Here is a 21799-nt window from a genome sequence, read left to right as displayed (position 1 = left end):
TTTGCGTTATTCTTCACTGCTCTTTGCTCAATCCGAAGCCGTTCAATTCGCCGACTTCGCTAGACGTACCAACATATGAGCCAGCTTGTGCTGCTCTTCTGGAGTCCCTACTCGCCAAAGTTCTTGAAGCAGCTTCTCTTCACTATTGCGAGGTTCTTCGTACGCAGCCAAATAACCAGCTATTTTCTCCGCAATCACCGCAAGCTGCTCTTCTTTCAGCCCAATGTTGGCTCCAAGCTCAATCCTTTTGCCTAAGTAGCCTTTGAATTCAGCAAAATTCGCAAGAATTTGCTCCTTTTTACCCTCATCCATATTCGATATCGCATGATTGACCTTATCTACGAAAACTTTTTCATCCTTATCCATAACATGATTATGCTCGGACATGAGAAATTCCTCCTTAGATTTGGTTATAAAGGATGTAATGCAGCTGTCTCTCAATACTTAACCTTAATAGACCAAATTGAAACTTACACCAGAGGAAAGACAACTTGCAGAAAACTTTTCTTCAAAGAGAATTCGCCCCCTGTAATCGTGCTAAAAGGTCGTCAATCCTAGCCATCTCTGCAGCGAGTACATCGGGATCCCAGCGGCCTGTAAGCGTTCCAACTCTGGTGCAGGACTCGAGCCGTAAGAGGTGTTGATGTCATCTGTTATGACCACGATGGAAATCTTCGGATGACTCGCCTTTGCGGCAATCAGCTTATCCGTTAACGTGCGGCTCAACGGCGGGAAGGATTGTCCGGTTTTGTAGTAACCGTCAAGTCCGAGAGAAACTGAATATCCTCGTCCGATACCATGTGAACAGGACCTTCCATGGAGATACCCGCTGGTAAAGACTTGTGAGTCTGATAGATCATGACCCCTGTAAAAAGTAAAATTAGAGCGATCAGAACGACCATCCAAAGCTTAATGCGGCGCTCTTTTATGGGTACTAATGGGAAAGGTATAACCTTTGCCGCAGATCGCTTGGTTGTTGAATGAGATCTATTGGTTTTCATACGTGGCCTTCCTCCCACTTTTTCTCTTATCTTTTGATAACTCCAACCGCTGCAATTCAAGAGACCCACATCGATAATGCCTCGACGTGGGTCTCTTGTCATTATTCAGCGACGCTGCTTTTTGGCATGCCGCTTACTTCCTTTGGGTCGCTAGTTGATTTTCCTTTGCCCTCTGTCATACTGCCATTGCCATTTCCGGCGGTGGCCGTCGTCGCAGCAGGATCATATGATGCTTTAGCCGGTGGTGGAGAAGCATTCACTTCGGTTGGTGTTGGTGTTGGTGTTGGTGTTGGTGTCGGTGTTGGAGCCGTCGAAGGCGCGACCGTTTGCGTTGGAGCTGCCGATGGCTCGGCCGTTGGTTCAGGACGCGAGGTCGCACTAGAGCTTCCGCCTTCATCTGAGCCCTTAGGCTTGCCAGCGACACCGCTGACATCGGAGCCTTTGTCTGCCCCTTCGTCCGCCTTGGCTCCCTTGTCATCTGGGCTACCCGGGTCTCCAACAGGCAACGTCGTTGGTTCAACTACCGGCACACCCGGGCTAGCACTTGGCGACAGGCTTGGTGACGCCGACACATCTGGAGTGGGCAATTCAGACGAAGGAGTCGGGATAGACTGCTTAGCCGATGCTACCATCACATTACCTTCAGCAATCCCGTTGATCCGCTTTATCTCCGTGTCCGGCAGGCGATAGCCGCTGGGCATAGCGAATGCGGTCTGGGTACTATCTTTCAATGCAAGACTCATCACTTCTTTAAATATCGCCGCTGGATATTTACCGCCGGTCGTTGTTAAATAATGATCCCGGTTCGTGTTCTGATAACCGAGCCATACGGCTGCAACAAGCTCCGGGGTATAACCGACAAACCAGGCATCTTTGGAACCATCAATTTGATTGCCGGCTTTATCTTTGAATTCCGCCACATCCGGCAGCTGTGTGGTTCCCGTTTTACCCGCAACAGGCCATGCCATTTGCGCATTAGTACCTGTCCCTTCAGAAACGACCTTTTGCAGCATGGTAGTCATTGTATACGCGACAGAAGGTTCCAATAGCTGATGACTTATAGATTTAGCTTCATTGATCACATTGCCGTTACGATCGGCAATCTTCACAATCGCATAAGCATCCGAGCTTATCCCGCTGTTAGCAAACATGGTGTATGCTTGAGCCATGGCTAAAGGCGATGTACCGGTATGCATTCCGCCAAGAGCAATACCCAATATCCGATCTTCATCCGTGAGGGGAATGCCGGCTTTTTGGGCAAGATCCATTCCTGCTCCGATCCCAACTTCCTTCAGCATAGCAACGGCCGGAACATTATAAGACTGAGCCAGTGCGTCTTCTATGGTGACCCAGCCATGAAATTTATCTCCATAATTGTGAGGTTTGTACCCATTAAAATCCGTTTCGTGGTCATCAATCAGATCCGTTGGCTTGTATCCCATCACAAGTGCAGGTGCATAAGCGACGATAGGTTTGAGTGCCGAGCCGGGCTGCCGTTTCAGCTGCGTTGCGTAATTGAATCCGCGGAAGGTTCTATTTTTGCTTAAACCGCCAACCAGTCCGCGAATGCCACCTGTTTTTGCATCAAGGACAGCTATAGCGCTTTGTAATCCACCTTTATCCTCTGGAAACATTTCGGGGTTGTTGTACACAGCTTCAGCAGCTTCTTGCACTTTGGGATCCAGGTTCGTATAAATTTTAAGACCTGAAGTTAGAACTTCCTGTTCAGTTAACCCAAACTTATCGGTTGTTTCGTGTAGAACATGGTCTACATAGGAGGCATATTTATTCGTTTCCGCTAGGACTGACTTTTGTGCCAATCGGATCGGTTCAGCAATGGCATGGTCCCGTTGTGACAGGGTAATTCGGCCTTGTTCAGCCATCAAACTTAATACTAGATTTCTGCGAGCTGTAGCTTTAGCCAGGTTTTCAACCGGTGAATAATTAGATGGCGCTTTGGGCAATCCTGCCAGCATAGCAGATTCGGCTAGCGTGAGTGTTGTTACATCCTTGCCAAAATAAATTTGAGCAGCCCGCTGCACTCCATAAGCGCCTTCTCCATAGTAAATGTAATTTAGATACATTTCGAGGATTTGATTTTTAGTGTAAGTCCGATCAATTTTCACAGCAGCGATAGCTTCGTTAATCTTCCTGGAAAATGTTCGTTTAGGTGAATACAACATAACTTTTGCCAGCTGCTGAGTAATTGTGCTGCCTCCCTGCCTAACATTGCGGGTGCGCAGATTCGTATATAAGGCTCGTCCTATTCCTTTGACGTCTACTCCCTGATGTTCATAAAACCGTGAATCCTCGACAGAAATAATGGCATCAACGATTGACTTAGGAAATTTATCATAAGGTATGTATGCCATACGCGAACTGCTAAGCTCAGTAACCACATTCCCCGAGATGTCATAAATGACGGTCGGACGCGGTGGCTCTTTACCCAGCTTCGATATATCAGTCTGTTCGTACATGCTCATCCCCTTCTTCAGAGCCCATCCGCCGACAATAAGAAAGGCAATAAAAAAGGTCAGGCTCAGCAAACAGAACGTTTTCCATAAAATTCTTAAAATGGATTTTTTCTTTACTTTTTTGTGTGTCGACGTTGTTCCGTCAGGTTCATTTTTTTTCATATGTAGCCCCCCACAGTACATAGATGTGAAAATCATAAGAACCTACACGGATCATTACCACAAAGTAGCAGCAGCCAAACACAGCGAAAGTTAATTTTAATCTAAAAGCAAGCCCGCATTCGCATCGCTGCAATCGCGGACTTGCTTTTCTTTTGCACTTTATAAGCGCGGTTTATTCTGTTTATCCTGCCAGTAATTTTTCACTGCTGGGATGCTGCCAATACCTACAGAGATGATGAACGTTACAGCAAGGGCACCTAGGACCATCATAAATCCAGATGTGATGATGATCGAGGCGATGCCGATTTCTGTAAGACCGATTACGAAGGCCAGTACCATGATAATCGGTGAGATGAAACCTTTCATCGGGTTGTCGTCTTTAACCATACGTTCTGCCATCATAGCGATTGCTTTACCTACCAGAATGATGATGGCGACCAACACCAATCTAGGCAGCAATGCCATCAGATAAGCAACGGTTGTGGAAATAAACCCTAGACCAAGCAGTTTGGTTGCTTCTACAAGGAAGAATCCAAACACAAGGACGCCAATGAGATTGGCAATCCAACGGGTAATTGGATAAGATTCGAGTTGGAGCGAACTGGCACCGAAATCGGAATCATTTTCTAGTGTTGTTTTATAAACACTCGGCGAGATCGTTTCCTTTTTTCTAGGAAACATATTTTGCACCTTTTCATTGATGTTTAATGGAGAAATTAGCGTAATCGCCAGATTACGAACGATTTTGGCCAAAATATATCCGATATACATCAAGAAAGCAGCAACAGCGATCTTAGGAATCCAGAACATAATCATATTCAAAATTTGTTCAGCCGGTTTTTGGATCGAATCCATGTGCAGCATGTTCATGGCTTGAACGGCAATTGGGAAGATGATTAAGAAGTAAACGATGCTAGCGATCACATGAGCTGCATGGATACCGTCACCAGTCCATCTTTCCAAACGGAAGGGCGTAAGCAGGGATTCCACAAGATTAGCTACGAATTTAGCTATGAAGTGGCCAATGACAATGATCAGAATAGCTCCGATACATAATGGCAAGTAGTTAATAATTAAGCTGATAATACTGCTAAGCGGACCTGCAATCGCGGGGATATGCAAGGAATCCAGAATAGCTGGTGCAAAGAGCAGAATGACCAGTGCATAACCGATTTTTGCAATGGCTTCCTTATAAGAAGCTAGCTTCTTAGCTTTATCTTGCACGCTGTGACTAGACAAAAGGCTCAGTAGCATCGATTTGACCAAGGTTCCGATCACATGAGCAATTACGGCTAATAAGCCTGCAGCCAAAATGTTCGGAATGTACTGGGTAAGGGCATTTATAAATCCGAGGAACGGATTCAGGATCGGAGTGAAGCTTAGCAGCTGTAAAACCATCAGAATCGTAAGTAAGATGATAAAATACTTAATCACCGTCCCAGCCACTTGGCTTACCTTATTGTCTCCGAGATATCGCTTTGATGAGTGGTCGACACTGGTTCTTGCTAATCCTTTTGAGATTGCCCTACCTACAGCCCCGGCTATCCAAAGGCCAAGCCATAAGATTAATAGTGCTCCTAAGATACGTGTCAGCATGTTCCCATTAAAGAAATATACCATCCACTGATTCCAAGTCCAGTCCAAATCAATCATCCTCTCTGTACGGTTATTGGTATTCGTGATGTACTAGTATACCTATACACGATCCTCCGAAAAACGAAACGTTTGTTTGAAAAAAGCTTCTCACGGGTAATAACTTCCCGGGCAAGGTTATTCATCAAAACTATAAGGAGTGAGTTCGATGGACAACAATGTATTCAAAGGCAAGTGGAAGCAATTGAAGGGTGAAGCCCAAAAACAATGGGGCAAGCTGACAGACGACGATCTTGACGTGATTAACGGCGAGCGCGAAAAGCTGGTCGGCAAGCTGCAAGAGCGCTATGGACATAGCAAGGAAGACGCTGAAAGAGAATATCACGATTGGACTTCTACGCATAAAGTATAAAAGAAATTGAGCCTTGAAACGCGTCCGTTACTGTAACGGATTGCGCTTCAAGGCTCTTTCGTTTGCTCTCTTGATTCTGATTGGGGTAGAGGGTTTATTAACATGGAAAGGGAGGGATTCTTAATGACGCATAAGAAATTAAGCTTCCCAAATTGGGATGAAAGCCTTTGCGGAGGTATGGTAAATTTCGTCAATTATTTTTGTTCCAATGGTCCCTTAGAGCCGCTTACAGATAAAGGAGCGCTTTTAACTATATTAGCTGAGGGCCTCATCAATCGCGAGAAGGTTGCACGCTTTCGTCAGCAGCTGGGCGGGGCATTTACTTCATGTGAAGAGCTTTTGGACAATCCTGAATTTTCAGCTGAGAACCTGGAACAGCTGGAAGCGATTGTTAGTGAGTTGGATCTAGATAAATTAAAAGTCCTAACACCCCAAACTGTCAGGAATAACCGGGTTGACGCTTATGTGACTGGACCGGATTGTTTAAAAATGATGTTAGAAGAGATCGATAAAGCAAAGCGCTACATTCATTTATCCGTGATGCTGTTTTACAACGACCGTTCCGGTAACCTTATTATACAGGCACTTGTTAATGCATTGAACCGTGGAGTAAAAGTACGAGTTATGGTCGATTATGGCGTGACCGCAATTGGTTATAACAACAACAATGGGTTTGGTGATTTTCAAAGCTTGGCCAATATGCTGAAAGCCCACGGTGGCGAAACTATCAATACTTTTCATAAATGCTATAGTCAAATGGATTGGCAGCAAAGGCGTGTGGAGCTTAAATCACAAGGTGTTGCCGAAACGATTTTATTTCTGCAGGATCTAGTTCAGAATGAGGTCGTCTCTGGTTTGAATGTCATGAATCACCGGAAATTTTTTATCATTGATGGTTTTACTTCTATCGTGGGAAGTCTAAATGTAGGGGATCAGTATTTATTTGAAACACCGGTAAAAACCGTTGATGATGCTCAGATAGATGGAAAAGGAATGGGTATTCCCAGAGGCGAAGAGCAGTGGCAGGATGGTTGTTTTCGCATACAAGGAGCTGTTGCCTTATTGTTAAATGAGCTGTTTGCTTCGCAATGGTTCGTTTTGGGAGGCGGCTTGTTTGATGTGAATCATTCATTTTACTATCCAGAAATGAATCGAAACTGCGGAGATGCAGCGTGTACGCTATTTATTTGTTTCCCAGGCAACCCGGTAAACCTCATTCAAGAGTACTATCTTTCATTGATAACCTATGCCTCAGATCAAGTCATTATCATGAATCCCTATCTCATTGATCCGGTTTTCTGGGATAGGCTGAAAAGGTTAGACGATGCAGCGTCACGTCATCTTACCATCTGTAATCCGCTTGAAGTCAACGATCATCCAACCAACAAAGCCGCGGTTCTATCCAATATGTATAAGCCGTTTCAGAAGGGTATCTCCTTCTACGATTACAGCTATACCGAGCGGTTCTCCCATTGGAAAATCGTTTATGATAAACGAGCGAATTGTATTTTTCATGGATCGTACAACTTAAACGAGCGAAGCGGGCTTCATGACTTTGAATTGGGGCTGCTGGTGAAAAACAAACCCTTTGCTGATAAAATCAAACAAATGGTGGATTATAATCTGAGCGTCTCCCGGCAAATAACGGACATTAAAAAATTTTATAAGTATCCAAAGCTTCATCCAAGCAATTATCTGAATGAAGTACTGAAATATTTCTCCTAATTTTGCATAAAAGTATTGCCTAGAATATAAAAAAGATTGCCCACTTCCTGGCCAGACGAGCCGGATAGTTGGCAATCTTTTTTGTCTTATCGTTGAATCCCGATTGTAACAATTTCGCAAGGGCCTGTCAGCAAAGACATTTGACCTTCGGCATCAGCATCAATACTCGCCCCGTGTACTTCCATAATCGTACTCTTATAGAAGGAGTAGAGAGGTATGTTGGAGCTTAGCTTGAGCTCAGTGTTTTGGGAGCTCATGTTGTACCAACGGAGCAGCACATCGCCAGTTCCTTCATTCATTTTCATGGAAGAAAAGGCCATCTTATCGCCTTCCCAACGGAATGGTGCATACGTAGGTGCGATGCGCCCAGTGTGAATGCACGTTTGACATAACGTCCACGGAATTTGGAACTGGTAGGCTTGCTCGTAAGCGCCGTATTGTTCCCCTTCGCCGCTATACGGAATGATGGTCATTCGGACGGTGTGCTCGCCCAGACACTGCGCTTCCGGCGTCGGGAACAAGCCCCAGTCGCCAAGCTCGCCAACCGAGCGAAGCAGCGTCACGGCAATCGTATTGCGTCCGTCCCGCAGAACTTCGTATTCGTTCAATCCGAGGTTAGCAACAACAAGACCTGCCTCCGCCTCGCTTACATCAATGAATGCCTGTTGATGCTGCGTATTGCTTGGATTTTCCCATTCAGCTGTCGGCGTGTTGTCGCGCTGCGGGATTTCAAACATGGAATCGACGCGGTGAACTTGTGTATTCAAATCGGATGGGAACAACATCCGTAAACGATGATCTTTAGCCTGATTGTTGAAGGTGGCCTCGATCTCTACTCCTTTGCCGCCGCGGTTCAGACTGACAATGGTACGGATCTGCATAGGTACCATGCGAGCAGACCGCTGCGCTTTTCTGTGTGGATAGTAGATCAAATCGCGCTGCTCTTCTTCTAGTAATTCGTCCGCCGACTCGGGAATTTCCCAGTCGTGTACAATCTCAATAGATGCCTGATAGGGCGTATCCTTTAACACACGGATATGTGCAGCTAGACCGCGTGTTGTAAGCGGCGTCTCGCCATCTGGTTGTTTGTACATATATTCGTTGCCGATATCCCCGGTATTCTCATATACGCCTAAGTCCCGGTAAGTACGGCCATTCTTCTTGTCTGTCAACGTGAATGAACCGTTATCCGCGATTTGAATCTTCAGCGAGTCATTCTCCAGTACCCGGTCTCCCGCTAGCAGCGAAGAAGTTGATATCTCTTCTTCTCTCTTCACCCAAGCGTACGTCTTCAGCCCTAAAGCAGGAACCTTCTCCGCTTCAAAAGTCAGCTTCACTCTACGACACATATACGGCTGACGGAACTTGTCGTCCGGCAAATCGTAACCAAATTGCAGTCCGAGATCTTCGATTGTGCATGGAATAGCGTTCCCCAGCGCATCCACAAGCGTACGGCCTGAAAGATCCGCCGCCTTCGCAAAACTGCTTGCTTCTTCAAGCGTGTAGCCATCACGGAAGTACAAACGCAAGGCATCAAGCTCGATACTCACTACGCCGGTACGCTCCCAACCGGAGGTGTTGAAAACAACGACCGGCAGGGCGCTTTCGCCCGCTTGCGCAAAGCTCGACGTATCGATCGCTTCAGCAATCGCACGTTTGCTGTCATCGACGATCGATTCCGCTACATGCCGGCTTTTCTCGAAGCGAGTCACCATTTCGCGGTGCACTTCGTCTACAGAGCAGCCGCAAATGCTATCGTGCGGATGATTTTGCATTAATGTTTTCCAAGCATACGTGAACAAATGATGCGGGTATTTCTCCTCAACTTCGAGGACGTGCGCGAAAGCTGCCAGCGGTTCAGCCACTTTTTCCAGCATCGCTTGTCCCAGCTGATTCATCTGCTTCAAGTAAACACGAGCGGATGCTGTGTTCACGAGTGTAGACCAACCGTCTGTCCGTTGACTGCGAAGCTCACCTTTTACCGTAGAAAGTTCATGCTTCAAGGAACGCTGAACTGCCTGCAAGTAATCGATAAAATTCGAATGAACAAAGGTCGTATCCGGATACAGCTCGCGCGCAGCTTGAATCGCCTCAGGCAAGTCCAACTGAACCGGCTGATGGTCGCACCCATTCATAAAGAGCAGCTCGCCAGTCGATGCGTATTTCTCCGCGTCCGCTAGCTTCCGCTCCCAGTACGCTTTCGCTTCTTCCTGGTCTACTGGAATTTCATTGCCGTTCGAATACCAGTTGGCGAATAGTATGCCAAGCACTTGGGAACCATCGGGTCCTTCCCAAAGCAGTTCCGAGAATGACGATTCATAATCACCGTCCGACACGGTATTGTTAAAGCCAGTCGGCTTCACGCCACGGCCAAATAAAGCATTCGTGATTCCGGACTGCTGCATCAATTGCGGTGTTTGGCCTACAAGTCCGAACGTATCGGGAAAATAACCGATCTTCGATACGTCGCCATATTTCTTCGCATCTTGATGCCCAATCTGCATATTTCGTACATTGGCTTCGCCGCTGGTCAGAAACGCATCCTGCAAAATGTACCACGGACCTATTAAAATACGGCCGTCCTGAATGAATTTGGTCAGTCGATCCTTTTGATCCGGTCGAACTTGGAGGTAGTCCTCCAAAATAATCGTTTGTCCGTCCAAAAAGAAGCTGCGATAATTCGGATCCTGATCCATTTTATCCAGCAGCGTATCTACTAGCTTAACGAGACGAACATGATGCTTCTCATAGGGTAAATACCATTCCCGGTCCCAATGCGTATGGGAAATGATATGAGCGGTTCTCTTGGTACTCATCGTTTAACTCCTTTCAATATGGACTGCCTCCGGACGGTACACGGAGATGAGATTGCCTTCGGCATCAGCAGCAAAGAGAACGGAACGCTCTTTCTCTAGTGTAAATGCATAAGTTGCCTCGCTATCCGTATCCTTCACTTTGACATCCACGTTCCATGCAAATTCAGATACGAATACATACAGGAAGCCGTTCTTAAAGCTTAACTTCCTTCCGTATACACCTGCAATGTCGCCGCCTTGCAGCCATTCCAATCCGCTTTCACAGCCCGCGGCATCGATGGCATAACGGTACAGGCGGGCGACCGTATCCAATCGTTCGTTCAATTCAACCGGCAGCGGACTCCAAATGAGTCTGCCTTTGCCCAGCGAAATATCGACAACCGCATCGCTTGCGTTAGCAGACTCTGTTCCCGCGGCTGAATGTCCAGTCCGCACTTCCTTCACGACTTCAGCTATTCGACGCTTGTCAAAGGAAACCGGGAGCGCTGCACCTTGCAGCCCAAGCATTTCTTCTCGGCGTACGTTGTGAAGCTCTGCTTCACCTAGCTCATCGATTAGACGCGGCGTTTGTTTCCAATACGCATCAATGCTGATCGGACCTGTCGCAAGCAGCGTTGCACCCGTACGCTGTACGATATCTACAAGCTTCAACCAAGCTTGTTCATCCAAATTATGCGCGCTCGGCAGCAGGATCAGCTTCGCCGGTTGGTCCTCCAGCGCATCCAAATGATACTCCGATGCTGCACGGAACGGCATCTTCATTTGATAGGACAGCACGCGCGTCATACTAGTCGTCGCATCAAATGCCAATTTCCGGTTGGAAAAATCGTTCGAATAAGGGAAAATCGCTACGATATCCTCCAACGACCGATCCTGGAACAAATCTCTGATTTCAGCCATAAACCGCCCGAAATCGTAAGAAACATCAGCTTCTGGCTTTTCTGTGCCGTCAGCACGAAGCGCACCGATATGCGATTCGTTCGCATTATCCATATAAAAGTTAGTATTCCAAATCCAATGAATAGCACCGGCGCCTCCGGTAGCAAATGCATAGGCATATTTGCGCTCCAGCAGACTTCGCAGTTCGTTCTCCGAGCGTTTAGCGCGTCCATCCGGTGTCTCCACGTACATGATGCCTGTTTCTTGAATAACATTTGGCTTATTCGCTGTTTTGGCAAAAATGCCGTCCCAAACGAGGTTATCGTTCAGCCACCACGAGTGTACGGTTGTATAATCCACTGCCTCCTCATAAAACAAAGGAGAAGGCCGCTGTGCGCCAAGCGCTTCATCTTGACCGACCACAACGAGATGATCAGGACTGATCTCTTTAATCGTATTGTAGAGCTCTTTGGCCCAACGGTTATGCATCTCCATAGAGAACAAACAGTAATCCAGCCAGCGAGTTCCTTTCTTGCCCTTGTGCATATCCTGCACGTCAAAATTGATTTCTTCAGCTTCGGGAATAGCCGCTGACTCAAAGGTCGGAAGCTGTTCAGGCGACATATTCCATCTCTCCTGAAGAAGCTCGATGCTGCCATGGCGCTGCTTAAGCCACTCTACAAAAGCCTGCTGTTCGTAGATATCCCGAGTGGAACGCGGTCCCGCGGAAAAAATCAGTGCGGGATCAAACATGGATGGCTCGTTGATCAGATCCCAATCCACATGCGTCGTCGCACGGTGACGTGAAACAATGGAGCGGATAAACCGCTTCTGTGCCTCTACGCTTTGCGGATCAAGATAAGGGTTAACCCCTTCCCAAGTTTCTGGCGTAAAAGAGAAGAAGGTGAACGTTACCTGGAGATTGTGCTTCTTAGCCGTTAAGAAGAAAGCATCAATTGCTCTCAGAACCTCTTCGGAAGCATGTCCGTCCACCTGCATGATATTGCGGTAAGCCGTCCAAATCCCTGTTCGGATCCAATTGATGCCGGCTTTGGCCATTTGGGCCATGTCTCGATCCCAGACATCGCTATTGGGCAGGAACAAGAATTTGCGAGCGACATCGGAGGTCATATACGTCATGCCGACAATCGGCAGCGGACGTCCGTCTTTCATGAAGTAATCGCGACCGATTGTTATCGGTTGTCCCTCCGCGAGCAGCAAAGGATCGTGTCCCCAGAAGCCTTGGCGAAGCATACGAAGCTCGCCATCCTCAGACGTTGCCGTGCAAGTGACACGGTATAAACCACGTTGTATGTCTAGCGGTACCGGGATGCGGACCACGTTGAATTCTTTATTCACTTGAGCTGTCAAACGATGGGTCCACACGTCTTGTGCGCCACCCTCATGCGCTACACGAAGATCAAACGTCCATTGCTTCGAGGCAGCTCCAGCTTGGAGCCCTCCGATAAGCTGAGTCTGAAGCGTCAGCATGGCATGCTCTCCCGGCTCGAAGCTGGCATAATTCGGCTTCATCCACAGCTCTGTAACGCCATTCGCACAAAATGCCGCCCACGCCATCAATGCTTGGGCACCGCCTTCGCTCCAAAACGAAGGACTAAGCGGTACATTAACAAACATCCATCGCGAGCCGATAAACGTGCCTCGCGAGTTTTCCCAAAGAACGACAGGCGCAGCAACTTCGCGGCCGTCCTTACTGATGCTTTTCAAAAGCGGATAGATCTGTGTGCTCATGGTACCCGCAGCGCCCATTTGATCGGGCAAGTCGCTGTTGCGTGTCGTATGCGGAACCAGATTCCACGTATCTGCAAGCGCGAACATCGATTCCTGCCCCTGAAGCAGCGGCAAGGTTTCTAACGCGGTATAGGAGCGCATTGGAACGGCTTCAACACGAAGTATTTCATGAATGTACAACTGCTGATGATAAGCGGTCTGCTCCGACTCTATATGCCAGCCACCGGCTTCCCGGCGCACCGGACGCTTGAAGGCTGCGCCGCCAATACTTAGCAGCCCGCCGCCGCGTTTCAAGAATGCAAGGATTTCCGGCCATGCGGACTTAGGGAAATACGGGGCATGCAGATTAACGAAGCATCCATCAACCGTCGACCGGAGAGCTTCTCCAAGTGCATCGGCACCTACAACAACAGCACCTTGCTCCGCGAGTAGATCAGCTTTCACTTCACAGGAATTGCTGATCGGAAATGTAGCATCATAGAAAATAATGACCGGTCGACTCATAGTAAACCATCCTTCATCGCTTTATACACCAACTGGGAGAATAAACTGTTCGACCAGGCGAACCATTTCCGCGTAAAAATCGTTGGATCATCGACATGAAAGCCCTCGTGCATAAACCCGGTGTCTGCATCCGTTGCTTCAAGCATCGCGATCATCGCCAGCTTCTCTTCATCTGTGGAAGCCGTCAAGCCCTGCATGGACAAGGCCATATGCCAAATGTAATCGTCCGGCGTATGCGGGCTGCCGATGCCTCTGGCAACTTTGCCTTCGAAATAAAACGGATTCTCTTTGCTTAACGCGAATCGTCTTGTGTTCTGATAGATCGGATCATCCGCCGATACGTAACCCAGATACGGAATTGACATCAACCCTGGCGTGCCCGCATCATCCATTAAGCAATAGTTGCCGAAGCCGTCTGTCTCATAGGCATAAATCGGCCCAAACGCGGGATGACGATAGATACCATACAGCTGGATTCCATGGTCAATATCCGCTTCAAGGGCTTTCAGGTCATGGAGGAAGTCCATATCCCTGAACACCCATTCCGCAAATTCTTGCATGTGGCGAAGGGCCACAACCGCGAACATATTCGCTGGAATATTGTAATGAAAGTCGCAGGCATCGTCACTTGAACGAAAGCCTGACCATACCATGCCCGTGTAATTCACCGGCATCCCCATCCCGTTATTGCGCAGTGAATCCGTCGGAATTCCGTTATTGCGTGTGAAACGATAAGGCGACTTTGCAAAGTGGTATTGTTCCGTCTTGAACAATTCGTAGATTTTAAACATCGCAGCTTTAAATCCCGCATCGAAAATATCCGTTAACTCCGTTTCCTTCCAATACGCATAAGCCAGCCGCATCGAGAAGCACAACGAATCCAGTTCAAATTTACGTTCCCATACCCATGGCGACATTTCCGTTTGATCCGCCTTGTTCCAGTGCCAGTCGTTCGCTGATTCGTTAAACGCATTGGCATACGGATCGATATGAATATATTGGATATGACGCTTGATTAAACCGCTAATGATGCGCTGCAGATCAGAATCCTGTTTGGCAAATGGCACATAGTGCATAACTTGTTCCACCGAATCGCGCAGCCATGACGCAGGGATATCTCCGGTGATGACGAAGGTCGTGCCATCCTCCATCAATTTGGTCGTCGTCTCCAATGTATTAGGAAAACAATTTTTAAATAGCTGCAGCAGCTTCGGACGATGCGCCAGCTTCTCTTCGGCTTCCAGCAATACTTCTTGAATGGCCTTTGGCAGCTCCAGTTTCGGCATCGGAATTTTCGGCAGTCTGAATTGTTCCACGGTAAGTCCTCCAAATTTTTCTAGTTTCGAAGAAAGCACTTTTACGTTACTCTTTCACGGCACCAATCGTCAAGCCTTGGATAAAGTACCGTTGGAAGAACGGATAAGCAAAAATAATCGGCCCGGTTGCCAGAACAACCATTGCCATACGGGACGTATCTTGCGGCAGTGATTGCAGTAAGCCTACGCCAACAGAAGGGTTGCTGGTATTCTGGAGCAGGAATTGCATGCTGTTCTCAATCCGCATCAACATCGATTGTAAAGGTACTAGTTTGGGTGTATCGATATAGAGCAATGCATTAAACCAATCGTTCCAGTATCCCAAAGTACTGAACAAACCTATAGTGGCTAGTCCCGGAAGCGAGAGCGGCAGCACTAGTTTGACGAATATCCCAAATTCACCGGCCCCGTCGATTTTCCCAGATTCAATAATGGCGTCAGGAACAGATGTGACGAAGAAAGTACGCATAATCATAATGTAAAATGCATTTCCGGCCAAAGGCAAAATCAAAGCCCAGACTGAATCTTTAAGTCCCATCAATTGTGTAACAACGATATATGTCGGTACAAGTCCACCGTTAAACAGCATCGTGAAGAAAGCAAAAAAACCGAAGGCATTGCGGAATTTAAAGCTTTTACGTGAAATTGCATAGGCAAACGTAGCTGTGATCAGCAAGCTTACAATCGTTCCAACCACAGTTACAAGAATGGTAACGCCATAGGAAAGCAACAGTTGATCCCCCGCTTTGAAGAGATAACGATAAGCCTCAAGGCTCCATTTTTCTGGGATAATGCGGTATCCATTCGTACTTAACGACTTCTCATCCGTAAATGAAATGATCGTTACAAACAAAAACGGAAAGATACAAGCGAGCGCAAACAGCCCCGCGACAAGATTAAAGAGTATATTCAAAGCAGGCGGCAATTTATGAAAGTCACGGCTTTTTATTGGTTTAGCAATCATTTGGATGTCCTCCTTTCCTTATACCTAGCTTAGAACAATGCATTATCTTTATCGAATTTTCTAACGATATAGTTCGAAGTCATTACCAAAATGAAGCCGATAACGGATTGATATAGACCGGCTGCTGTACTCATGCCGATTTCTCCGGTAGATTTGAGGCCACGGTACACATACGTATCAATAACATTCGTTACTGAGTACAGAGTTCCTGAATCTCTTGGCACCTGCAGGAACAATCCGAAGTCTGCATAGAAAATGCGTCCGATAGCCAGCAATGTCAGAATTGTCATAAGAGGCTTCAGCATAGGGAACGTAATGTGCTTGATTTGCTGCCATTTGCTCGCTCCGTCAATCATTGCGGCTTCATACAGCGATTTGTCGATCCCCATGATCGCGGCCAAATATACCACACTGCTGTAACCGACCGATTTCCACAGATATACAAAAATGATAATAAGAGGCCAATACGTCTTGTCGTTATACCAACGAATCGGATCGATTCCAAACCCGGACAGAATGTGATTCAGCATACCTTTATCGACACTAAGAAAACTGAACACGAAGTAGCCGACGATTACCCACGATAGGAAGTAAGGCAGGAACATCCCTGTTTGATAAAGCTTTGCCAGTTTTTTATTGACGATTTCTGATAACACAATCGCTAAACCTACAGAAAGAACAAGCCCTGCAATAATGAACACAATATTATAGAGCAGTGTGTTCCTTGTAATGATATAGGCGTCATTGGTGCTAAATAAAAATTTGAAATTTTGCAGTCCTACCCATTTGCTTTCCATAATACTTGCCCAAAAACCATCGCGGCTATAGCGGTACTGCTTAAAAGCAATCACCATACCGGCCATCGGCAAATAAGAGAAGAACAGGAACCAAAGCGTCGCCGGCAATGCCATTAGCAGCAGAACTCTACTTTGTTTAACATCTTTAAAAAATGCTCCTATTCCTTTCATAAAATCACCCCTCTAGATCATTGTAGTGAAAAAGATCAGGCGAATGTTGGACATTCGCCTAATCAACCATGTTGAATTATTTTTTGTTAGCTGCTTTCCAAGCATCAATCTGACTTTGCGCTTCAGCCATGATTTTATCCAAACCAGCCTTTTTGAATTTTTCGTTGGCTAGCGGAATGTATTTATCCGGATCTACAGTACCCGTCATTAATGTTGCCCAGAATTCTTCTTTTACGTTTTGAACCGCGGCGATTTCATTGATCACTTTGGAAGGATCGAAGTTGAAGCCAAGCAGAGGTGCAGGCTTGCCGGTATCATTAAACTTTTTGAACTCTTCCCATTTGTTCGCAGGATCTTTAACATCTTTATACGTCAGCAGAACGTTTCCGAGAGAGAAAGTCGGCATATCGTAGTTTTTGGATTCTGGTAAATTTTCCATTTTGTCGTTATCGACTTTTTTGTAGTGAACACCCTCAATACCGGAATCGACCATATTACGAAGCACTGGATCGGTATTCAGCAAGTTCAGGAATTCCATAGCTTTTTCCGGATATTTGGAATTAGCTGAGATCGCTTGCATAGAGCCCATTACGGACCAGTTGTAAATCAAAGCAGGGCTTGCCGCTTTGGAAACGACTGGATAGCCATAACTAGCTGACCAAAGGTTGTCCGCAAACGGTTGATTCGTCGCTTTATCCGCGAACCATTTGCCAGTTACTTGCACATCGTTAAGCGAGGAAAGCGTCGATGCTTCTGTAGGAACATATCCCGCTTTGTAGTATTTGTTCATCGTTTTAAGCGCTTGATTCATTTCCGGAGTGTCAAGAATGTTGACCACCTTGAAATCTGCATTGTCTACTTTCACAGCCATTGGCATTTTTTCAATAATGTAATCATAAGGCACATAAGGCATGAAATTTTTATCCACGGCTAATCCGTAAATGTTCGGTTCTTTTTCTTTGATTGTTTTGAGCAGTGGCTCCAAGCTTTCAAGTGTGTTCACATTATCTAGGCTAAGGTTGTATTTGTCAGCCAGGTTTTTGTTGAAACGCCATACGTCTTGAGCTGGAAGCTCTTTATTGGCAGGTACGCCGTAATTGTGCCCGTCCACTTTGGAGCCGTTAAGAAAGGCAGGATCTAGCGCTTTCACGATACCTTGTCCATTTTTTTGAAGAAGCTCGTCAATCGGCTTGAATGCGCCTTTACGCACGTTTTGCACGTAATCAAAAGCCCATGAAGACGTAAACATAATGTCCATCGGTGTGCCGGATGCCGTCATGACTTGCATTTTTTGTGCGTAGTCGCCCCAGTCCGCCATGTTCATTTTCACGGTAACGCCGATTTTTTCCGCGGTGTATTTACTCACTTCAGCCATGACGCGGTCCACGTCTTTTTGCGGTGTTCCGATTGTGTACCAGATTAACTCAACCGGTTTATTTGTCGTTTCATTCCCTTTCGCACCGCCGGCATCTTTGGTGCCGCCGCACGCGCTAAGTGCCATGGAAACGGCTAGCGTCAATCCTAGTGTGGTGACCAAGCGTTTTTTCATTTTTGTATCCTCCCTGTTAAATGCTCTATTGTTTACGCCCCGTTGGGCTACCTTTACAGTACCTCATGAAAGCAGTTACAAATAGACGATAAACTAAATGAACCCTGTCTAAAGTTAAGAAAAAAGCAGCTATTTATCCTTTCCGGCAAAAAAAAGGACTGCTCCTCAGTTTTCCCTAGAGCAATCCTCTGTAATCCGTTGGGGAGATTCCCACATATTTTTTAAATTGTTTATAAAAGTAACCTAATTCCGAATAGCCCACATCATTGGCAATGACATGAACCTTTAAATTCGTTGTCTTTAACAATTCCTTTGCTTTCTCGATCCGGTACCGATTGATATATTCCGTAAACGTCTCATTGATTTCCTTATGGAACAATTGTCCCAAGTAAACGGGGTGAATATGATAGTGCGCCCCCAGCATTTTGAGCGAAAGCTCTTCCGCATAAGACTGATGGATATATTTTAAAACCTGCTGCACAATAGGACTTCGAACGTCTGAAATTAAGAAACCAATTGTCGTATGAGCAATCTCGAGGATGGCCGTTTCCAAATCTTCCAGCGTAACTGCGCTCCTGATTCGGTGAAAAGCGTGATTATACGCATCTAGTTCCTCAGTGTGGCGAATTGCTTTGATCTCCAGCTTGAAATGAATGATCATCTCAAACGCGATATTCTGAAAATCATGCGGCGTAATGCCCGGAAGCGCTTGAATCCGTTTGAAATCGTTTTGAATTTGCTCACGCAAATTCACTTGATCTTTGGCAATAATTAGTTTCGCGTAGACCGGCCAATCTATGATGGAGAAATCGACCTTTCGATTGTCTTGATTCAGAGCAAGCTCCGTATAATCAATCATGTTCAGTTCTGGATATACCCAGAAATACTCCTGCGCTTTCTTCGCGGCCGTATAGCTTTGTCCAGCCTGTTCAGGCAGAGGCTCTACACTGCCGATAGATATGCGGAGAGGACGATCCTGAAGATCAGCTTGAAGCTGCTCAAGCAAAGCCGTCAAATCCGTTCTGCCACTGTCAGCATCATCTATAGCTGCAAGCAGAACGATATCGCCATCCATATCGAAGAATGCGGTGATCCAATCATAGGCTTGTACCTTATCATAGATAAATTCGAAAACCTCATCTGCATCGGATGCCACTCGGATTACAGAAGCTAACAAATAGGCACGATCGAGGTTCATGCCCAGAAGGTCCGCGCGTTCATAAAATTCCAAAGGCGCAATCTGATGGGTTAACCAACGATGAAGCGTGTTGTCTTTCAATACTTGTTTGCTATAGGCCTGAACTTGCCGATTCTCTTCAAATGTATTCAGCTTCTCGACTGTATTGTGAAGCGTTGCCTTCAGCTCTTGGATATTGATGGGCTTCAGCAGGTAATTTTCGATCCCGAGCTGCATGCCTTCTTTTAAGTAGGTAAACTCATCGAAACCGCTGAGCACAATGACTTTCAAATCGGGATGAACCGTTCGGGCTTGGCGAATCAGATCCAAACCGGTCATCACCGGCATGGAAATATCCGTCAACAAAATATCCACCGACGTTTCCTGCAGGGCATCTAATGCCTTTTGCCCATTGCTGGCATGTCCGACAATTTCCAAACCCGCTTCGGCCCAATCAATAATGTCATACAACCCTTCAATAATGAAAGGCTCGTCGTCCACAAGAAAAACCCTAAACATCATAACCCTCTTTTCCGTCGTCCATAGGCAGCCATATGTCTACTACCGTACCTTTACCTGGTTCGCTATTTAATTGTAAGCCAAACCTGCTGCCGTAGAGCAGCTTTAGGCGTTGATTGATGCTCCGCAAGCCGAAGGACTCGCCTTCGGTTTCCTCTGCTTGTAAGAAGGACTCCAGCTCGCTCAAACGCTCCGGCGTAATACCGTTTCCGTTGTCTTCCACTTGCACATGAAGGAACTCTTCCGTTTGTTTTACACGGATATGAAGCTCATTATCGGTGCTTTCGCTTCGCAAGCCATGAACGATATAATTCTCAATTACAGGCTGCAGCGACATTTTCATTATGCGTGTAGATGCCAGCTTCCGATCCCACTCGATCGAATACATGAACTTGTCCTTATAGCGAATCTGGAACAGCTCGAGGTATAAGCGGCAAGCTTCAAGCTCATCCTTCAGTGTGTAAATCTTTTTCTGCTGTACCAGGCTGCGGAATAACGCCGATAAGCTGTAAATCATTTCGCCAACGTCATGAGCCCCATGAGAGATAGCCCTCATCCGAATAACTTCGAGTGTATTGTATAGAAAGTGAGGATTGACGCGTGCTTGCAGGGCCGTTAACTCTGTATGCTTTTGCTTAATATCCGCCTTATACACCCTATCGATATATTGATTCAGCTCTTCGATCATCTCGTTGAAGCTCCGAGAAATTTGTCCCAGCTCGTCCTCTCGCACATCTGGAATCCGTACATTCAGATCACCTTGCTTGACCTTCCGCGTAAAGCGAATGATCTGGTTGGTGCGTTTAGAGACATTCATCACAACGAGGGAAGGAATCAAAATGGCGAAAAAGATACAGACCGCACTAATCATAAAGATCGTGCTGCCAATTCGCCTTGAGGATGCTTCAAGTTCATTTTTCGGAATGATCCCGACGACAATAAAATCCCCTTTACTCTGCGTCAACTTCGTCACATATCCGCTTTGATTCGAACCAATATTCTCGTATAACGAACTTACCTGATTCATGTAAGGATAAGGCTTGCCGTAATACTGATCCGAAGAATCAAACAGGACGCCTCCATCCGGTGATAGAACGAGAATCGTTCCCTTTAACTCTTCCTTATCATTCAAGAGAATCTTCCAAATACCGTCTGAGCTGAAGTACACAACCTGTTGCCCTATATTTTTCAAGGTTTGCTTGTCGTTGATGGGGGTCCTAATCGAGTACAAATGGTTATCCCATTGACCAGCGGCTTCACGGACCCATATATTCGGCAAGGTAACGCTTTTGTTATCAAGCGCCATGACTTCAGGAATGTAGGAGTGGGCTGCATTCGTAGGAACGATCTTCAATTGCCGGTTATGATCCAGTACGTATAAGATCTGTTGATCCACGCTGTACAGCATCAGACTGCGAATATCTTCGTCATCTTCCACCCGATTTTTAAAATACTGCAGACCAGCATTCCACGTGGTGTTGCCGCCTAAATTGTATTGCTCCAGACCATGCTGCACATACTCTTGGAAAGGGTGCTGCAGCATGAAAGAGATGCCCGCGGCAAGCGAGCTATCCCGATATAAGCCGAACACGATAGACTGCGCTGAATCGTATTTCCCTCCCAAATAATTGTTCACATTCGTCATTGCCTTCTTCTGTATATCCAGCTCTCGATTGATATTCGCTTGCGACATCGAATGATACATGAAGTAAGAAAACGAAATAATCGTAATGACGGTAATCAATGAGAACAGGAGAAGCAGCTTCATAAACAAGTTATTTTTTAAGTAATTTCGGTACATCTTACGGAACCCCATCCTGCCATCAACTCCTGCTGTTAATCGGGTACATTATAGCATATCAGCGTCCGCACATGAATTTGCTCTTCTGTCAAGAAAGTGGACACCACTTAGCTAAGCTGCACTTTCGTAGTACAACTGTTCAAATTGCAATGGCGACAAATAACCAATTGTACTATTAGACCTCTTT

15 protein-coding genes are annotated in these 21799 nt (G+C 46.3%); 2 read left to right on the top strand and 13 right to left on the bottom strand.

What is annotated here, in order from left to right; all coding sequences use genetic code 11:
- Positions 1 to 42 precede the first annotated feature (42 nt).
- The 5 genes from AC58U0_RS16015 to AC58U0_RS15995 all read right to left on the bottom strand — a co-directional run bounded on the left by AC58U0_RS16015 (position 43) and on the right by AC58U0_RS15995 (position 5281).
- Positions 43 to 387, bottom strand: coding sequence for a DUF3243 domain-containing protein (locus AC58U0_RS16015; RefSeq protein WP_497379961.1), 345 nt, complete (start codon positions 385 to 387; stop codon positions 43 to 45).
- 150 nt (positions 388 to 537) lie between these two features.
- Positions 538 to 726 (bottom strand): hypothetical protein, encoded by a 189-nt coding sequence (locus AC58U0_RS16010; protein WP_497379959.1) that lies wholly within the window; start codon positions 724 to 726, stop codon positions 538 to 540.
- A complete protein-coding gene (locus AC58U0_RS16005; RefSeq protein WP_497379958.1) occupies positions 723 to 1001 on the bottom strand; it encodes a hypothetical protein in 279 nt (92 codons plus the stop codon). The genes AC58U0_RS16010 and AC58U0_RS16005 overlap by 4 nt, the downstream gene beginning before the upstream one ends.
- 101 nt (positions 1002 to 1102) lie before the next feature.
- On the bottom strand, positions 1103 to 3637 hold the full coding sequence (locus AC58U0_RS16000) for a transglycosylase domain-containing protein (protein ID WP_497379956.1): 2535 nt from the start codon (positions 3635 to 3637) through the stop codon (positions 1103 to 1105).
- A 159-nt stretch (positions 3638 to 3796) separates the two neighbouring features.
- On the bottom strand, positions 3797 to 5281 hold the full coding sequence (locus tag AC58U0_RS15995) for a mechanosensitive ion channel (protein WP_497379955.1): 1485 nt from the start codon (positions 5279 to 5281) through the stop codon (positions 3797 to 3799).
- Positions 5282 to 5438: 157 nt separating this feature from the next.
- Between AC58U0_RS15995 and AC58U0_RS15990 the strand changes: the two genes are divergently transcribed.
- A complete protein-coding gene (locus AC58U0_RS15990) occupies positions 5439 to 5642 on the top strand; it encodes a CsbD family protein (RefSeq protein WP_497379954.1) in 204 nt (67 codons plus the stop codon).
- A gap of 123 nt (positions 5643 to 5765) precedes the next feature.
- A complete protein-coding gene (locus AC58U0_RS15985) occupies positions 5766 to 7367 on the top strand; it encodes a phospholipase D-like domain-containing protein (RefSeq protein WP_497379952.1) in 1602 nt (533 codons plus the stop codon).
- Between the two features lie 86 nt (positions 7368 to 7453).
- Here AC58U0_RS15985 and AC58U0_RS15980 read toward each other — a convergent pair whose 3' ends face one another.
- From AC58U0_RS15980 to AC58U0_RS15945, 8 genes are all read right to left on the bottom strand, one after another.
- Positions 7454 to 10183 (bottom strand): alpha-mannosidase, encoded by a 2730-nt coding sequence (locus tag AC58U0_RS15980; protein ID WP_497379951.1) that lies wholly within the window; start codon positions 10181 to 10183, stop codon positions 7454 to 7456.
- A 3-nt stretch (positions 10184 to 10186) separates the two neighbouring features.
- On the bottom strand, positions 10187 to 13318 hold the full coding sequence (locus tag AC58U0_RS15975; protein WP_497379950.1) for a beta-galactosidase: 3132 nt from the start codon (positions 13316 to 13318) through the stop codon (positions 10187 to 10189).
- Positions 13315 to 14634 carry a glycoside hydrolase family 125 protein gene (locus AC58U0_RS15970; RefSeq protein WP_497379949.1) on the bottom strand — a complete coding sequence of 440 codons (1320 nt, stop codon included), beginning with the start codon at positions 14632 to 14634 and terminating at the stop codon, positions 13315 to 13317. The genes AC58U0_RS15975 and AC58U0_RS15970 overlap by 4 nt, the downstream gene beginning before the upstream one ends.
- A gap of 46 nt (positions 14635 to 14680) precedes the next feature.
- A complete protein-coding gene (locus AC58U0_RS15965) occupies positions 14681 to 15598 on the bottom strand; it encodes a carbohydrate ABC transporter permease (RefSeq protein WP_497379948.1) in 918 nt (305 codons plus the stop codon).
- Positions 15599 to 15627: 29 nt separating this feature from the next.
- Complete coding sequence (locus AC58U0_RS15960) at positions 15628 to 16566, bottom strand: ABC transporter permease (protein WP_029199042.1); 939 nt, start codon at positions 16564 to 16566, stop codon at positions 15628 to 15630.
- Between the two features lie 76 nt (positions 16567 to 16642).
- Entirely contained in the window at positions 16643 to 18115 is a 1473-nt protein-coding gene (locus AC58U0_RS15955; protein WP_497379946.1) for an ABC transporter substrate-binding protein, read from the bottom strand.
- A gap of 175 nt (positions 18116 to 18290) precedes the next feature.
- Positions 18291 to 19811, bottom strand: a complete 1521-nt coding sequence (locus AC58U0_RS15950) for a response regulator (RefSeq protein WP_497379944.1) — start codon at positions 19809 to 19811, stop codon at positions 18291 to 18293.
- Positions 19804 to 21627, bottom strand: a complete 1824-nt coding sequence (locus AC58U0_RS15945) for a sensor histidine kinase (RefSeq protein ID WP_497379942.1) — start codon at positions 21625 to 21627, stop codon at positions 19804 to 19806. Before AC58U0_RS15945 ends, AC58U0_RS15950 begins: the two co-directional genes overlap by 8 nt.
- Positions 21628 to 21799: the final 172 nt, after the last annotated feature.

It is taken from the genome of Paenibacillus sp. J31P190 (assembly GCF_059692075.1).
Note: the sequence above shows the minus strand (reverse complement) of the source record. Positions and strands in the feature narration are given on the sequence as shown.

What these genes read in the sequence shown, in the direction of transcription:
- AC58U0_RS15975 (WP_497379950.1), bottom strand. Translation starts at nt 13,318, where the DNA reads ATGAGTCGACCGGTCATTATTTTCTATGATGCTACATTTCCGATCAGC.
- AC58U0_RS16000 (WP_497379956.1), bottom strand. Translation starts at nt 3,637, where the DNA reads ATGAAAAAAAATGAACCTGACGGAACAACGTCGACACACAAAAAAGTA.
- AC58U0_RS15965 (WP_497379948.1), bottom strand. Translation starts at nt 15,598, where the DNA reads ATGATTGCTAAACCAATAAAAAGCCGTGACTTTCATAAATTGCCGCCT.
- AC58U0_RS15980 (WP_497379951.1), bottom strand. Translation starts at nt 10,183, where the DNA reads ATGAGTACCAAGAGAACCGCTCATATCATTTCCCATACGCATTGGGAC.
- AC58U0_RS16005 (WP_497379958.1), bottom strand. Translation starts at nt 1,001, where the DNA reads ATGAAAACCAATAGATCTCATTCAACAACCAAGCGATCTGCGGCAAAG.
- AC58U0_RS16015 (WP_497379961.1), bottom strand. Translation starts at nt 387, where the DNA reads ATGTCCGAGCATAATCATGTTATGGATAAGGATGAAAAAGTTTTCGTA.
- AC58U0_RS15955 (WP_497379946.1), bottom strand. Translation starts at nt 18,115, where the DNA reads ATGAAAAAACGCTTGGTCACCACACTAGGATTGACGCTAGCCGTTTCC.
- AC58U0_RS15960 (WP_029199042.1), bottom strand. Translation starts at nt 16,566, where the DNA reads ATGAAAGGAATAGGAGCATTTTTTAAAGATGTTAAACAAAGTAGAGTT.
- AC58U0_RS15990 (WP_497379954.1), top strand. Translation starts at nt 5,439, where the DNA reads ATGGACAACAATGTATTCAAAGGCAAGTGGAAGCAATTGAAGGGTGAA.
- AC58U0_RS15985 (WP_497379952.1), top strand. Translation starts at nt 5,766, where the DNA reads ATGACGCATAAGAAATTAAGCTTCCCAAATTGGGATGAAAGCCTTTGC.
- AC58U0_RS15950 (WP_497379944.1), bottom strand. Translation starts at nt 19,811, where the DNA reads ATGTTTAGGGTTTTTCTTGTGGACGACGAGCCTTTCATTATTGAAGGG.
- AC58U0_RS15945 (WP_497379942.1), bottom strand. Translation starts at nt 21,627, where the DNA reads ATGGGGTTCCGTAAGATGTACCGAAATTACTTAAAAAATAACTTGTTT.